We start from the raw sequence: 13,127 nt of genomic DNA, 5'->3' as shown, positions 1-13,127 counted from the left end.
CTTTCTGCTTCGGTACAGCGATCATTTTTACTATGAACGAATGCTGTTTTTTCTATACAGGAATGAACGTTCATAAAAGATGACATAATGAACATAATAAGGAGTGGAAAAGATGGAAGGAGCTTATTTTTATTTCTTTTTTTGGGCTTTATGGATTGCAGCGACATTTTTGATGAAAAAGACCGTCGAGCGGACGAAGCTGGCTGCATTTTCGCTTTTCATGATCAGTTCGGCCTCGATGACGGTGAAGATCAGTCCCATTCATATGGCGGCGTCCTTTTTTGTGCTTTTTTTCTTCTCTTGTTACGCGGCGGTCACACAGCGGCCATGCGGATGGCTGCGGATGGCGCTGTCAGCGTCCGGCTTGGCGTTTGCCTATGCCGCTTTTCGTCTGCTTGCCTTGTTTGATCCGGTCTGGATTTGGCTTGATGGCCAATGGATGCTTGGCTGGTGGATGGCCTTGATCAGCAGTCTGTTCCACCGCCGCATATCCGCCCGCCTTCTTTGTCTGGCGCTCGGCGGCTGTCAAGGGGAAGTGGTGTACGCCATGTCTATCTTGCGCATGGCGCCGGGTTATGTGCTTGGGTCGTTTTCCTTTTTGGATGCGCTCGCCATTAGCGCATCATCTTTGCTCGTTTGGGAATCGATCCGCTTCTTCTCGCTGCAGCTTGAGGAAAAACGGCCTGTAAGGAGGACGAGGCAGCCGTGAACGAATACACGTTTCCGATTTTATACGGTGTTGCCGCTGGGGTGTTGACGCGGCTTTATTTGTTGCGCACCGATTACCGGCAATACCCGACGTATTTGCACGGTCGGACGATCCATATCGCCTTAGGGGCCATTGCCGCCGGCCTGGGAACGGTCGCCGTGCCGGCGATTATGGAAAAAGAGTTCGCAGCGATCACGTTTTTGGCCTTGGCCGCCTCACAATTTCGCGACGTACGCAATATGGAGCGCAATACGTTGAACGAGTTGGATCAGTATGAGCTGGTGCCGAGAGGAAAAACATACATCGAAGGCATCGCGATTGTGTTTGAAGGGCGGAACTATTTAGTCATTTTCGTCTCCTTTTTATCGACGCTCTTTTATTTAGTATGGGACATTTGGGCCGCGCTTGCCGCCAGTATCATCGGCCTTATGACGGCGCGGCGGTTTATGAGCGGAAGCCGGCTGAAAGACATTGCCGAGGTCCAATATGTCAAGCCGCATTTTGAAGGGGCAGGGCTGTATGTTGACAACATCTATATCATGAACATCGGCTTGCCGGCGCGGCGCGAAGAAATTTTGCGCTATGGAATGGGGTTTATTTTAACGCCGAAAAATTTCAACGCCCGCACGACGATCGCCAATCTTGGGCAGCGGCAGGCGATTTTGCATGATGTATCGACCGCCCTCGGCATTTACCGCGACTCGGGAACGCCGGCGCTCGTGCCGCTCGCCAAGCGCGATTTGAATGACGGACGCGTCGGCATTTTTATTTTGCCGCAAGTCGAGGATGTCGAGAAGGCGAAGGCTGTCATCGAAAACGTGCCGGTGCTTGAGAGCGCCATCCGCATGCCGAAGAAACGGCGTTGGAAGCGGAAGGGGTGGAGCGGCGATGACGCATGAAAAAATAATTTTGGCCGTCATTACGATGAACGGCGGGCGAGTCGCCGGCGGTGCACCGATCTTTATTTGCCAAACGAAAGAGGAAATGGAACAGATCGCCGCGAATTTAGAGGCGATTTTGGATGGCATCGCCCATGAATTGAGCGAGGGGCTTCTTATTATCGTCAAACATTAGTTGTTGAGCGTTTCGCTTTTTGATAAAATAAAGCAGTTGTAGCCTACCCTGGTTCATCGCTAAAAGATGCACTTGATTGGCAAAAAGTCATTTCCTTCCTAGCCTCGCAGTCAAGTGCCCTTGGCGTTGATGGACCGATGCCCTTCCGAAAAGGGCGTTTTTTTTCAGCGACAAAGGTAAGGAGAAAACGAAGATAAAGGGTGGTAGCATGGCAAATCCAGTCGTGGCCATTGTCGGCCGTCCAAATGTAGGAAAATCGACGATTTTCAACCGCATTGTCGGGGAACGCATTTCCATCGTCGAAGACGTGCCTGGAGTGACGCGCGACCGCATTTACAGCCGAGCCGAATGGCTGAACCATTCGTTTTATTTGATCGATACCGGCGGCATTGACATTGGCGACGAGCCGCTGCTTGTGCAAATTCGCCAGCAGGCGGAAATCGCCATCGATGAGGCGGATGTCATCATCTTTATGACGAACGGCCGGGACGGTGTGACTGCGGCTGATGAAGAGGTGGCCAAGCTGCTCCGCCGGTCGAATAAGCCGGTTGTGCTCGCGGTGAACAAAATCGACAATCCGGAAATGCGTGATTTGATTTACGACTTTTACGCTCTGGGCTTTGGGGAGCCGTATCCGATTTCCGGAGCTCATGGGACAGGGCTTGGCGATTTGCTTGATGCTGTTGTCCGTCATTTTCCAAAGGGCGGTGGACAAGAGTATGAAGAAGACGTCATTAAGTTTTGCCTCATTGGCCGGCCGAATGTCGGCAAATCGTCGCTTGTCAACGCCATTTTAGGTGAGGAGCGGGTCATCGTCAGCGACATCGCCGGTACGACGAGGGACGCCGTCGACACCTCATTTGTGCGCGAAGGGCAGGAATATGTTATCATTGATACGGCAGGGATGCGCAAACGAGGAAAAATTTACGAAAGCACGGAAAAATATAGCGTCTTGCGCGCGTTAAGGGCCATTGAGCGCTCGGACGTCGTGCTTGTTGTGTTAAACGCTGAGGAAGGCATCATCGAGCAGGACAAAAAAATCGCCGGATACGCGCATGAAGCGGGTCGCGGTGTCATTTTGGTCGTCAATAAATGGGATGCGATTGAAAAGGACGACAAAACGATGGTCGAATTTGAGCGGAAGATTCGCGACCATTTTCCGTTTTTGGACTATGCGCCGATTTTGTTCGTATCGGCGAAAACGAAGCAGCGGCTGCATAAGCTCTTGCCGCTCGTCCGGCTTGTGAGCGACAATCATGCGATGCGCGTCCAGACAAATGTGCTCAATGAAGTCATCATGGATGCGGTGGCGATGAATCCGACGCCGACGCATAACGGGCGGCGTCTGAAAGTTTATTACATGACGCAAGTCGCCGTCAAACCGCCGACGTTTGTCGCGTTTGTCAACGACCCAGAACTGATGCATTTTTCATATGAACGGTTTTTGGAAAACCGCATCCGCGATGCATTCGGTTTTGAAGGCACGCCGATTAAAATCATCGCCCGCCCGCGGAAATAAGAAAAGCGGAGGCCGCGACAATCGGATAAAGGAAGTGGAAAACGATGGAGAACATCGCCGTATTGGGGGCTGGAAGCTGGGGGACGGCGTTGGCGCTCGTGCTGGCTGACAATGGGCACCACGTCCGGCTCTGGGGTCATCGGACCGAGCAGATCAACGAAATCAACGAAAAGCGGACAAATGAAAAATATTTGCCAGGCGTTCGCCTGCCGGACGCCATTATCGGCTATGACGACCTTTGCGCTGCGCTTGACGACGTTGCGATCGTTGTGCTCGCCGTGCCGACGAAAGCGATCCGTACGGTGCTTGCGGACGTGCGCGCCTGCTTGGCCAAGCCGATCACCATTGTTGCCGTCAGCAAAGGAATCGAACCAGGGACGCATAAGCGGGTGTCGGAAATGGTCGCCGAGGAAATGGGGGAATGGCTTGCAGATGTTGTCGTTCTCTCCGGGCCGAGCCATGCCGAGGAAGTTGTGCTCCGCCACCCGACGACCGTGGCGGTATCGTCGCCCAATATGGAAGCGGCGCGCCGCATTCAAGACATCTTTATGAACCATCACTATTTTCGCGTGTATACGAACCCGGATTTAATCGGCGTCGAAGTCGGCGGGGCGCTGAAAAATATCATCGCCTTGGCCGCCGGCATCAGCGACGGGCTTGGCTACGGGGATAACGCCAAAGCGGCCCTCATTACGCGCGGGCTCGCCGAGATTGCCCGCCTCGGCTGCGCCCTCGGCGCCAATCCGTTGACATTCGCTGGTTTGACGGGAGTCGGCGATTTGATTGTCACGTGCACGAGCGCTCATTCCCGCAACTGGCGAGCCGGCTACATGCTTGGCCAAGGAAAAAAGCTGGACGAGGTGCTTGAGAGCATGGGGATGGTCGTCGAAGGGGTGCGAACGACAAAAGCCGCCTATGAGCTGGCGAAAGAGCTTGGTGTGAAGATGCCGATCACCGAAGCTCTCTATGACGTATTGTTTGCGGGAAAAGACCCGAAAGAGACGGTCGATTCGCTCATGGCGCGCGGAAAAAAAGAAGAAATGGATGACTTAAACAACATTTTTGCCGAACAAGAATGATGAAAATAGGCCAATGGCGGTACAAGTCGTCTTCGTTCTGCATACAATATGGCGAACCATCATCGGCTTGAGCTTCCGGAAGGGTATGAGGGGATGCTGAAGTAAAGAAAGCCCCGCTTTACTTCAGCTTTTTTTTTGCCAATGCTATAATGATAGTTGTCGAAAAAAAGGAGGAGCGTCCATGTCACCGGCGTTAGCGAAAATGTGGATCGCCATCGCCTCGATGGTGTTTATGTTTATTTCCGTCGGCTTCATTTACTTAAGCCGCTACAAAGTCAAGATGAAATGGCTTCGCTTTCTGTTGGCGCTCGTCGCCTACATTCTTTTGATTTTCGCCGGCATCATCATCATTTTCGTCGTATTCAGCGGACCGACACCGCAATAGGCAAAAAGGTGGGAAAGATGAAACGAATCGCTCGCTTGTTGTTGTCATGTATATGTTTGGCGCTGCTTTCCGGCTGCTTGTATCCACAAGAGCGGCTGAAACAAAACCAAATTCCTTACAAAGACCAAGTGGCGGCCGTCCAATCGGCGGTGGATGAGTACCGGAAGGCGACCGGCGGGCTTCTGCCGATTAAAACACGCGACATGAACACGCCGATGTATTTGAAGTATCCAGTCGATTTTCAAAAGCTCGTTCCCCGCTATATGCAGGAGCCGCCGGGAAACGCCTATGAAAGCGGGGGCGTCTTCCAGTATATGATCATCGATGCGGAAACGAACCCGACGGTCAAGCTGCTTGATCTGCGCTTAGCCGAACGCATCCGCGATCTGAAGCTGCGGCTTAGCATGTACACGGACAAGCATAAATATCCGCCGTTTCAAGACGTCGTTGCGCCGGGCGTATTTACGCTCGATTACAAAAAGCTCGGCTATAAAGAGCCGCCTTATGTCGTCAGCCCGTTTTCCGGCAACAACTTGCCGTTTGTCATCGACGGGAATGGAGAAATTTACATTGACTACCGTTCTGATTTGTATGCGGCGTTGAAAAAATATCCGCACCACTACAAGCCGGGTGACGATATTCGCCCGATTTTGACCGACCATTCGCTGTTTGTGCCGGCGTATTCGTTGCCCTATACGATCGACGTCAAGACGAATGAACCGATTTTTTTCACAAAATGAGTCATCTTCCCTTCTCTAGGAAAATACATTCTAGAGAAGGGATTTTTTCTATTTTAGTCATAACCGAATCGGACAACATCATATGCATATAGTGTCCGACTATGCTAGCTCATTCCACTGTTTCTTATAACGACCGAAGGACTGGAGGGGAGTCATTTGGAAAAGGTCGATATTTTTAAAGATATCGCCGAGCGGACCGGCGGCGACATTTATTTAGGGGTTGTCGGCGCCGTCCGCACCGGAAAATCGACGTTTATTAAACGGTTTATGGAGTTGGTCGTGATTCCGAACATTAAAAACGAAGCCGATAAAGCGCGCGCCCAAGATGAACTGCCGCAAAGCGCCGCCGGCAAGACGATCATGACGACAGAACCGAAGTTCGTGCCAAACCAGGCGGTGACGGTGAAAGTTGATGAGGGTCTTGAAGTCAACATCCGTCTTGTCGACTGCGTCGGCTACGCCGTGCCCGGCGCAAAAGGATATGAAGACGAAAACGGGCCGCGGATGATCCACACGCCTTGGTATGAAGAGCCGATCCCGTTCCAAGAGGCGGCGGAAATCGGGACAAGAAAAGTCATCCAAGAACATTCGACGATTGGAGTTGTCATTACGACGGACGGCACGATCGGGGAAATTCCGCGCCAAGACTATGTCGAAGCGGAAGAACGGGTCATTAGCGAGCTCAAAGAAGTCGGCAAGCCGTTCATTATGATCGTCAACACCGTTCGGCCGCACCATCCGGAAACCGAGGCGCTTCGCCGCGAGCTCGCCGAAAAGTACGACATTCCGGTGCTCGCCATGAGCGTGGAAAGCATGCGCGAAGCCGACGTGTATAACGTGCTTCGCGAAGCATTATATGAATTCCCAGTGCTTGAAGTGAACGTCAACTTGCCGAGCTGGGTGATGGTGCTGCGCGAAGATCATTGGCTGCGCGAAAGCTACCAAGAAGCGGTGCGCGACACCGTCAAAGACATCAAACGGCTGCGCGACGTCGACCGGGTTGTGCAGCAGTTTGCCGAGTACGATTTCATCGAAAAAGCGGCGCTTGCCGGCATCGAAATGGGGCAAGGGATCGCCGAAATTGACTTGTATGCACCGGATGAGCTGTACGATCAAATTTTAAAAGAAATCGTCGGCGTCGAGATTCGCGGCAAAGACCATCTGCTTCAGCTCATGCAAGACTTCGCCCATGCGAAAGCGGAATATGACCAAATCGCCGACGCGCTGAAAATGGTCAAACAAACCGGCTACGGCATCGCTGCGCCCGCTTTGTCTGACATGAGTCTTGACGAACCGGAAATCATCCGCCAAGGGTCGCGCTTTGGCGTCCGTTTGAAAGCCGTTGCGCCGTCGATTCATATGATCAAAGTTGACGTCGAATCGGAGTTTGCCCCGATCATTGGCACGGAAAAGCAAAGCGAAGAGCTCGTCCGCTATTTAATGCAAGACTTCGAAGACGATCCGCTGTCGATTTGGAACTCTGACATTTTCGGCCGCTCGCTCAGCTCCATCGTCCGTGAAGGCATTCAGGCGAAACTCGCGCTCATGCCGGAAAACGCCCGCTACAAGCTGAAAGAAACGCTTGAGCGCATCATCAACGAAGGCTCTGGCGGCCTCATCGCGATTATTTTATAGAAAAGCGGAGGCCGCGCGCCAAGCTCCCGAGGCAAAATGTTCTCCGCCCGCAGAAGTGCTTGCACTTCGAGGGCGGAGGTTATTTTGCGGAAGGGAGCTAGCGGCCGCAGCTAGACAGAAAGAAAAGCGGAGGCGCCGAGATTAGCTCTCGAAGCCAAATGTTCTTCACCCGCAGGGGGTGCTTGCACCCCGAGGGGGAAGGTTATTTGGCAGAAGAGAGCTAGGCGCCGCAGCTAGACAGAAAGAAAAGCGGAGGCCGCGCGCCAAGCTCCCGACAAGGGAGCTTTTTTGATGCCATTTTTTCAGTTGCTAAGTGGCAAAGGGAAAAATCGCCAAAACCCTTGAGAAATCAGGATTGGCACTTGATTATGGGCATGGCGTTATGGTAATCTTTTATCTGAAATCGTTGTTTTGGTGAAATATGCCTAAAATTGGCCGTTTTTGCGAAAAAAGATGTTGAATTTCCGCGGTCAATTGGTTAAGATTAGGCATGTCACCGCCTGTTGGCGGGAAGAAGGCGGTTTTCCTCGCCCTTGGCTTCGTTTGCGCCCGGCGAAAACAGGAGGAGCCCAAACTGTTGGGAAGGGGCTTCAGCCGGCGGCATAGATGCATCTTAGGCGGACTGTCGCGGGGCAAACATAGAATGATTGGCTGCGCCGGCGCGCGGGCCTTCTTGCCGCTGGAATTGGATGTCTATGTATAGAAAAGCAGAAAAGTGTGCACAAATGGTAGTAAACAAGACCAGCCCTTTGGGAGGAGGTGAATGGCATGAACAAAACGGAATTGATCAACGCAGTCGCTGAAACAAGCGGTCTTTCCAAAAAAGATGCGACAAAAGCCGTTGATGCGGTGTTTGATTCGATTACAGAAGCGCTGCGAAAAGGCGATAAAGTGCAATTAATCGGTTTTGGAAACTTTGAAGTGCGCGAGCGCGCCGCCCGGAAAGGACGCAACCCGCAAACGGGCGAAGAAATGGAAATTCCGGCAAGCAAAGTTCCTGCATTCAAACCGGGCAAAGCATTGAAAGATGCCGTCAAGTAAGCCTACATAGCAGGAGCGCAGGAGGGAAGGGCAGGTGATCCACCGGCCCTTCTTTTTTGTTTTTTTTGGCTCCCTATGCTAGAATCGGATTACATGCAGCTTTTATGATGCAGGAGGATGTTGTTTGTATGCCAGAGATCAATTTTGCGCAAATTGAATATGCGGTCCGCCTCATTCTTGAGGCGATCGGGGAAGATCCAAACCGCGAAGGGCTCGTCGATACGCCGAAGAGGGTGGCGAAAATGTATGCCGAGGTGTTCGCTGGGCTGCAGGAAGACCCGAAGCAACACTTTCAAACCGTATTCAGCGAGGAACATGAGGAGCTTGTGCTCGTCAAAGATATTCCGTTTTATTCGATGTGCGAACACCATTTAGTGCCGTTTTTTGGCGCTGCCCACGTCGCCTATATTCCGCGGGAAGGGAAAGTGACCGGGCTGAGCAAGCTCGCTCGAGCCGTTGAGGCGGTGGCGCGCCGCCCGCAGCTGCAAGAGCGCATCACGGCAACGATCGCTGATTCGATCGTCGAGGCGCTTGAGCCGCATGGGGTGATGGTCGTTGTTGAGGCGGAGCATATGTGCATGACGATGCGCGGGGTGAAAAAACCGGGAGCCAAAACAGTGACAACAGCGGTGCGCGGCGTGTTTGAAACAGATGCCAACGCCCGCGCTGAAGTGCTTTCGTTAATCAAAGCGTAAGGAGGGAAGAGGATGTACACAAACAGTGATTTTGTCGTCATTAAAGCGCTCGAAGACGGGGTGAACGTCATCGGGCTGACGCGCGGCGCGGACACAAGATTTCACCATTCGGAAAAGCTTGACAAAGGCGAAGTGTTGATTGCTCAGTTCACGGAACATACGTCGGCGATCAAAGTGAGAGGAAAAGCGTATATTCAAACGCGCCACGGTGTGGTTGAATCGGAAGGGAAAAAGTAAACCGGCAAATTTCTAGCAAACTAGAGCGTTTTCGACAAAATTATGTTATAATGGAGTCCGTCATGGCGGTGCGGATATTTTTTGGGGGACAAGGGTGAGAAGAGTGAATGACATCATGGTGAAATTGGCGTCATTGAAGGAACAAATCGAACGGCTGCTTGACCATCCGTATTTGCGCGCGCATGTGCCGGCGCCGGCTGTTGATGAAGACCGGCTGCTGCTTTCGCTGTCGATGATGATGGATGCTCCGGCGGCGCCAAATGAGCCGGACCGGTGCATCATCGCCATGATGCTCATGCAAATCGCCCTTGACACCCATGATCAGGTGACAGACCGCGGCGGCGATTTGCGGACGCGGCAGCTTGTCGTTTTGGCCGGCGACTTGTACAGCGGGCTTTATTACGACTTGCTGGCGCGCTCGGGCGATGTTGCGCTCATCCGTTTGTTCGCCGAAGCGGTCCGCGAGATGAATGAGCAAAAAGTGCGGCTGTATGAAAAAAAGGTGGAGCGGATCGAGACGCTGTTCGCCGCGGTCGGCACGATCGAGTCGGCGTTGCTTGCGAAGCTTGCCGAGCGCATCGGGGCGCGGCAATGGGGGGGATTTTCCGGCCATTACTTGCTGTTGCGGCGCTTGCTGCTCGAGCAGGAAGCGTTCGTCCGCACTGGGTCATCGATGCTGTTTGAGCAAATGGCGCATATCGCCTTTCCATGGGCCAAAGGGCTGACGAAAGAACAAAAGCGGCATTTGCTTCGCCTTTGCGAGCGTTATATTGACCATTGCAAGGAAGCGCTGCTGGCGGCGAATTTGCCGATGAACGACCTGCTGCGGTTTCGCATGGCGGAACTTGCCGGCGGATTTCAAGCCATCGTCAAAAAGTCGGTGGAAGAAGGGTAGAACGATGCATCAATCGAAAGAAGAGCGAGTCCATCGCGTATTTGAAAACATTTCTGCACATTATGACCGGATGAATTCTGTCATCAGCTTCCGCCGCCATTTGAAATGGCGCGAAGACGTCATGCGGAGGATGAATGTGCAAAAAGGGAAAAGGGCGCTCGACGTTTGCTGCGGAACGGCCGACTGGGCGATCGCGCTGGCTGAGGCGGTCGGGCCGGAGGGGGAAGTGTACGGCCTTGACTTCAGCGAAAACATGCTGAAAGTCGGCGAACAAAAGGTGAAGGCGCGCGGCCTCGGCAATGTCAAGCTCATTCACGGCAACGCCATGCAGCTGCCGTTTCCCGACAATTCGTTCGATTATGTGACGATCGGCTTTGGCTTGCGCAACGTTCCTGATTATATGACGGTGCTGAAGGAAATGCACCGCGTCACCAAGCCGGGCGGCATGACCGTCTGTCTGGAAACGTCGCAGCCGACGTTGTTTGGTTTCCGCCAGCTTTACTATTTTTATTTTCGATTTATTATGCCGCTGTTTGGCAAGCTGTTGGCGAAAAGCTATGAGGAATACTCGTGGCTGCAGGAATCGGCGCGCGAATTTCCAGGGCGGGACGAGCTGGCCGAGATGTTCCGCGAAGCCGGCTTCGTCGATGTCGAGGTCAAACCGTACACGTTCGGCGTAGCGGCCATGCATTTAGGCTATAAACGATGAGTCAAGGTGAACACCATGAAGTTAAAGGCGATGTATTCGTTTTTAAGCGATGATTTGGCGGCGGTCGAAGAGGAGCTGGAGCGGACGGTCCGATCCGAATACGGGCCGCTCGGGGAAGCGGCGCTCCATTTATTGCAAGCGGGCGGAAAGCGCATCCGTCCCGTTTTTGTCTTGCTGTCCGCCCGCTTTGGCCATTATGATTTCGAACGGATTAAACATGTAGCCGTAGCGCTCGAACTCATCCATATGGCATCGCTCGTTCACGACGATGTCATCGATGACGCCGACGTGCGGCGCGGCCGGCCGACGATCAAGGCGAGATGGAGCAACCGCTTTGCCATGTATACAGGCGATTACCTCTTCGCCCGTTCGCTTGAGCGGATGGCGGAGCTTGACAGCCCCCGCGCTCATCAAGTGCTGGCGAAAACGATCGTTGAAGTGTGCCACGGGGAAATCGAGCAAATCAAGGATAAATACCGATTTGATCAGCCGCTTCGCACGTACTTGCGGCGCATCCGCCGAAAAACGGCGCTATTGATCGCCGCCAGCTGCCAGCTTGGCGCCCTTGCCGCCGGCGCGCCGGAGGCGGTGGCCAACCGGCTGTATTGGTTCGGCCATTACGTCGGCATGTCGTTTCAAATTACCGATGACATTCTCGATTTCACCGGCACGGAAGAGCAGCTCGGCAAGCCGGCCGGAAGCGACTTGCAGCAAGGAAACGTCACCCTCCCCGTGCTGTATGCCCTTTGTGATGAACAGGTGCGGGCAAAAATTACGGCCGTCAACGCGGACACGGATGCCGAGGAGATGGCGGCGGTGCTAGCGGCCATTAAACAGACAGACGCCATCGAACGATCGTATGCGCTAAGCGACCGCTATTTGGAAAAGGCGCTTCGCCTGCTTGGCGAGCTGCCGGCCAACGAAGCGCGCACGCTGCTTCATGATCTCGCCCTCTACATTGGGAAAAGGGATTATTAGCGCTTTCAAGGACGCTGTTGCCAACGGCGGAAAACAATGATACTATGATGGGTGGGAATCCGTTTCCCAGTACATACGACAGTAGAGGTGGAGAGCGAATGGCAGAACGGACATTCATCATGGTAAAACCGGACGGGGTTCAGCGCAATTTGATCGGCGAGATTGTCGCCCGTTTTGAAAAAAAAGGCTTCCAGCTTGTCGGCGCGAAGCTGATGCAAGTGTCGCGCGAACTCGCCGAGCAACATTACGCTGAACATAAAGAGCGCCCGTTTTTCGGCGAGCTTGTTGACTTTATCACCTCGGGGCCAGTGTTTGCCATGGTGTGGGAGGGCGAGAACGTGATCGCCGCCGCCCGGCAAATGATGGGGAAAACCAATCCGCAGGAGGCTGCCCCTGGCACGATCCGCGGCGATTTCGGCTTGACGGTCGGCAAAAACGTCATCCACGGCTCCGACTCGCCGCAAAGCGCCGAACGCGAAATCAGCTTGTTCTTTAAAGAAGAAGAGCTCGTCAGCTATTCAAAACAGATCAATGCATGGCTGTACTGATGCGAAGACCGGCCGCCATTCGGCCGGTTTTTGCCGTTTTTGTACATTGACAGGGGAGAGGGACAGGCGACGATGGACGATTATGCGCAGTTCATTGCCAAAGTAAAGCGAAAAACAGGCATTGACTTATCGCTATATAAGGAAGCCCAAATGAAGCGGCGTTTGGCGTCGTTGTACATGAAAAAAGGGCTAAAAAGCTTTGCCGAGCTGTTTGCAGCGATGGAGAAAGAGCCGGCGCTATGGCATGAATGCTTGGATCGGATGACGATCAACGTCTCGGAGTTTTACCGGAACGCCAAGCGTTGGGAGGTGCTTGAGCACACCATTTTGCCGCGGCTATTGGCGGAAAACCCGCGCCCGAACGTGTGGAGCGCTGCCTGCTCAACGGGCGAGGAGCCGTATACGCTCGCGATGGTGCTCGCAAAACGATTGCCGCTTCACCGCGTGTCGGTGTTGGCGACCGACATTGACGATAATGCGCTCGCCCGCGCGCGCCTCGGTTTGTACAGCGAACGGTCGCTTGTAGAGCTGCCCGAGGAAATGAGAAAAAAGTTTTTTACGAAAGAAGGCGAATATTATAAAATAGACGAAAAGATTAAACAAACGGTCAAGTTTCAAAAGCACAACTTGCTCGCGGATCCGTTTCCGCGCAACATGGATTTGATCGTCTGCCGCAACGTGCTCATTTATTTTACGGAAGAGGCGAAGCGGATGCTGTATCGCAAATTTCACGACGCGCTCCGGACGGGAGGCGTGCTGTTTGTCGGCAGCACCGAGCAGATTTTCAATCCCGGCCTGTACGGTTTTGAAGTCGAAGAGACGTTTTTTTACCGAAAAAAATAGCTCCGCGCCGGCTTCTTTTTTTCCTGAAACTATTTTCATT

16 protein-coding genes are annotated in these 13,127 nt (G+C 53.2%); all 16 read left to right on the top strand.

All coding sequences use genetic code 11. The features are described from left to right. Positions 1 to 112 precede the first annotated feature (112 nt). The 16 genes from A0V43_RS09095 (at position 113) to A0V43_RS09020 (ending at position 13,087) form a co-directional block, all read left to right on the top strand. On the top strand, positions 113 to 709 hold the full coding sequence (locus A0V43_RS09095) for a YphA family membrane protein (RefSeq protein ID WP_033004841.1): 597 nt from the start codon (positions 113 to 115) through the stop codon (positions 707 to 709). Beyond that, positions 706 to 1,608 carry a YIEGIA family protein gene (locus tag A0V43_RS09090; RefSeq protein ID WP_020754085.1) on the top strand — a complete coding sequence of 301 codons (903 nt, stop codon included), beginning with the start codon at positions 706 to 708 and terminating at the stop codon, positions 1,606 to 1,608. Before A0V43_RS09095 ends, A0V43_RS09090 begins: the two co-directional genes overlap by 4 nt. After that, positions 1,598 to 1,783, top strand: coding sequence for a capping complex subunit for YIEGIA (locus A0V43_RS09085; RefSeq protein WP_020754086.1), 186 nt, complete (start codon positions 1,598 to 1,600; stop codon positions 1,781 to 1,783). Before A0V43_RS09090 ends, A0V43_RS09085 begins: the two co-directional genes overlap by 11 nt. Before the next feature lie 208 nt (positions 1,784 to 1,991). Beyond that, positions 1,992 to 3,302, top strand: a complete 1,311-nt coding sequence (gene der, locus A0V43_RS09080) for a ribosome biogenesis GTPase Der (RefSeq protein ID WP_013144887.1) — start codon at positions 1,992 to 1,994, stop codon at positions 3,300 to 3,302. 44 nt (positions 3,303 to 3,346) lie between these two features. Next, positions 3,347 to 4,381, top strand: a complete 1,035-nt coding sequence (locus A0V43_RS09075) for an NAD(P)H-dependent glycerol-3-phosphate dehydrogenase (protein WP_063192950.1) — start codon at positions 3,347 to 3,349, stop codon at positions 4,379 to 4,381. Between the two features lie 181 nt (positions 4,382 to 4,562). Beyond that, positions 4,563 to 4,766: a DUF2768 domain-containing protein gene (locus A0V43_RS09070; protein WP_011231703.1), complete on the top strand. Its 204-nt coding sequence runs from the start codon at positions 4,563 to 4,565 to the stop codon at positions 4,764 to 4,766. Between the two features lie 17 nt (positions 4,767 to 4,783). Then, the gene (locus tag A0V43_RS09065; RefSeq protein ID WP_063192949.1) at positions 4,784 to 5,506 is read left to right on the top strand and encodes a hypothetical protein; all 723 of its coding nucleotides are present in this window, start codon (positions 4,784 to 4,786) and stop codon (positions 5,504 to 5,506) included. A gap of 156 nt (positions 5,507 to 5,662) precedes the next feature. Then, entirely contained in the window at positions 5,663 to 7,141 is a 1,479-nt protein-coding gene (gene spoIVA / locus A0V43_RS09060) for a stage IV sporulation protein A (protein WP_011231701.1), read from the top strand. 768 nt (positions 7,142 to 7,909) lie between these two features. Then, positions 7,910 to 8,182, top strand: a complete 273-nt coding sequence (locus A0V43_RS09055) for an HU family DNA-binding protein (protein WP_008879623.1) — start codon at positions 7,910 to 7,912, stop codon at positions 8,180 to 8,182. Between the two features lie 128 nt (positions 8,183 to 8,310). Then, entirely contained in the window at positions 8,311 to 8,877 is a 567-nt protein-coding gene (folE, locus tag A0V43_RS09050; RefSeq protein ID WP_013144889.1) for a GTP cyclohydrolase I FolE, read from the top strand. A gap of 12 nt (positions 8,878 to 8,889) precedes the next feature. Further along, positions 8,890 to 9,114 (top strand): trp RNA-binding attenuation protein MtrB, encoded by a 225-nt coding sequence (gene mtrB / locus A0V43_RS09045; protein WP_011231698.1) that lies wholly within the window; start codon positions 8,890 to 8,892, stop codon positions 9,112 to 9,114. Between the two features lie 115 nt (positions 9,115 to 9,229). Continuing rightward, positions 9,230 to 10,009 carry a heptaprenyl diphosphate synthase component 1 gene (locus A0V43_RS09040; RefSeq protein ID WP_063192948.1) on the top strand — a complete coding sequence of 260 codons (780 nt, stop codon included), beginning with the start codon at positions 9,230 to 9,232 and terminating at the stop codon, positions 10,007 to 10,009. Positions 10,010 to 10,013: 4 nt separating this feature from the next. Then, the gene (menG, locus tag A0V43_RS09035) at positions 10,014 to 10,718 is read left to right on the top strand and encodes a demethylmenaquinone methyltransferase (protein ID WP_015375273.1); all 705 of its coding nucleotides are present in this window, start codon (positions 10,014 to 10,016) and stop codon (positions 10,716 to 10,718) included. Between the two features lie 15 nt (positions 10,719 to 10,733). Next, positions 10,734 to 11,696, top strand: coding sequence for a heptaprenyl diphosphate synthase component II (hepT, locus tag A0V43_RS09030; protein ID WP_015375272.1), 963 nt, complete (start codon positions 10,734 to 10,736; stop codon positions 11,694 to 11,696). Positions 11,697 to 11,794: 98 nt separating this feature from the next. Continuing rightward, positions 11,795 to 12,244: a nucleoside-diphosphate kinase gene (gene ndk / locus A0V43_RS09025; protein ID WP_013524132.1), complete on the top strand. Its 450-nt coding sequence runs from the start codon at positions 11,795 to 11,797 to the stop codon at positions 12,242 to 12,244. 72 nt (positions 12,245 to 12,316) lie between these two features. Continuing rightward, the gene (locus tag A0V43_RS09020; RefSeq protein ID WP_015375271.1) at positions 12,317 to 13,087 is read left to right on the top strand and encodes a CheR family methyltransferase; all 771 of its coding nucleotides are present in this window, start codon (positions 12,317 to 12,319) and stop codon (positions 13,085 to 13,087) included. The last annotated feature ends 40 nt before the right edge of the window (positions 13,088 to 13,127 follow it).

This window comes from Geobacillus sp. JS12 (assembly GCF_001592395.1).
Classification (GTDB): Bacteria; Bacillota; Bacilli; order Bacillales; family Anoxybacillaceae; genus Geobacillus; species Geobacillus zalihae.
This window is presented reverse-complemented; position numbering and strand designations above follow the sequence as displayed.

Excerpts from the sequence above, each read along its gene's own strand:
- A0V43_RS09040 (WP_063192948.1), top strand. The coding sequence starts at position 9,230 with ATGGTGAAATTGGCGTCATTGAAGGAACAAATCGAACGGCTGCTTGAC.
- A0V43_RS09020 (WP_015375271.1), top strand. The coding sequence starts at position 12,317 with ATGGACGATTATGCGCAGTTCATTGCCAAAGTAAAGCGAAAAACAGGC.
- mtrB (WP_011231698.1), top strand. The coding sequence starts at position 8,890 with ATGTACACAAACAGTGATTTTGTCGTCATTAAAGCGCTCGAAGACGGG.
- A0V43_RS09075 (WP_063192950.1), top strand. The coding sequence starts at position 3,347 with ATGGAGAACATCGCCGTATTGGGGGCTGGAAGCTGGGGGACGGCGTTG.
- folE (WP_013144889.1), top strand. The coding sequence starts at position 8,311 with ATGCCAGAGATCAATTTTGCGCAAATTGAATATGCGGTCCGCCTCATT.
- A0V43_RS09065 (WP_063192949.1), top strand. The coding sequence starts at position 4,784 with ATGAAACGAATCGCTCGCTTGTTGTTGTCATGTATATGTTTGGCGCTG.
- A0V43_RS09055 (WP_008879623.1), top strand. The coding sequence starts at position 7,910 with ATGAACAAAACGGAATTGATCAACGCAGTCGCTGAAACAAGCGGTCTT.
- der (WP_013144887.1), top strand. The coding sequence starts at position 1,992 with ATGGCAAATCCAGTCGTGGCCATTGTCGGCCGTCCAAATGTAGGAAAA.
- ndk (WP_013524132.1), top strand. The coding sequence starts at position 11,795 with ATGGCAGAACGGACATTCATCATGGTAAAACCGGACGGGGTTCAGCGC.
- menG (WP_015375273.1), top strand. The coding sequence starts at position 10,014 with ATGCATCAATCGAAAGAAGAGCGAGTCCATCGCGTATTTGAAAACATT.
- A0V43_RS09070 (WP_011231703.1), top strand. The coding sequence starts at position 4,563 with ATGTCACCGGCGTTAGCGAAAATGTGGATCGCCATCGCCTCGATGGTG.
- hepT (WP_015375272.1), top strand. The coding sequence starts at position 10,734 with ATGAAGTTAAAGGCGATGTATTCGTTTTTAAGCGATGATTTGGCGGCG.
- A0V43_RS09085 (WP_020754086.1), top strand. The coding sequence starts at position 1,598 with ATGACGCATGAAAAAATAATTTTGGCCGTCATTACGATGAACGGCGGG.
- A0V43_RS09095 (WP_033004841.1), top strand. The coding sequence starts at position 113 with ATGGAAGGAGCTTATTTTTATTTCTTTTTTTGGGCTTTATGGATTGCA.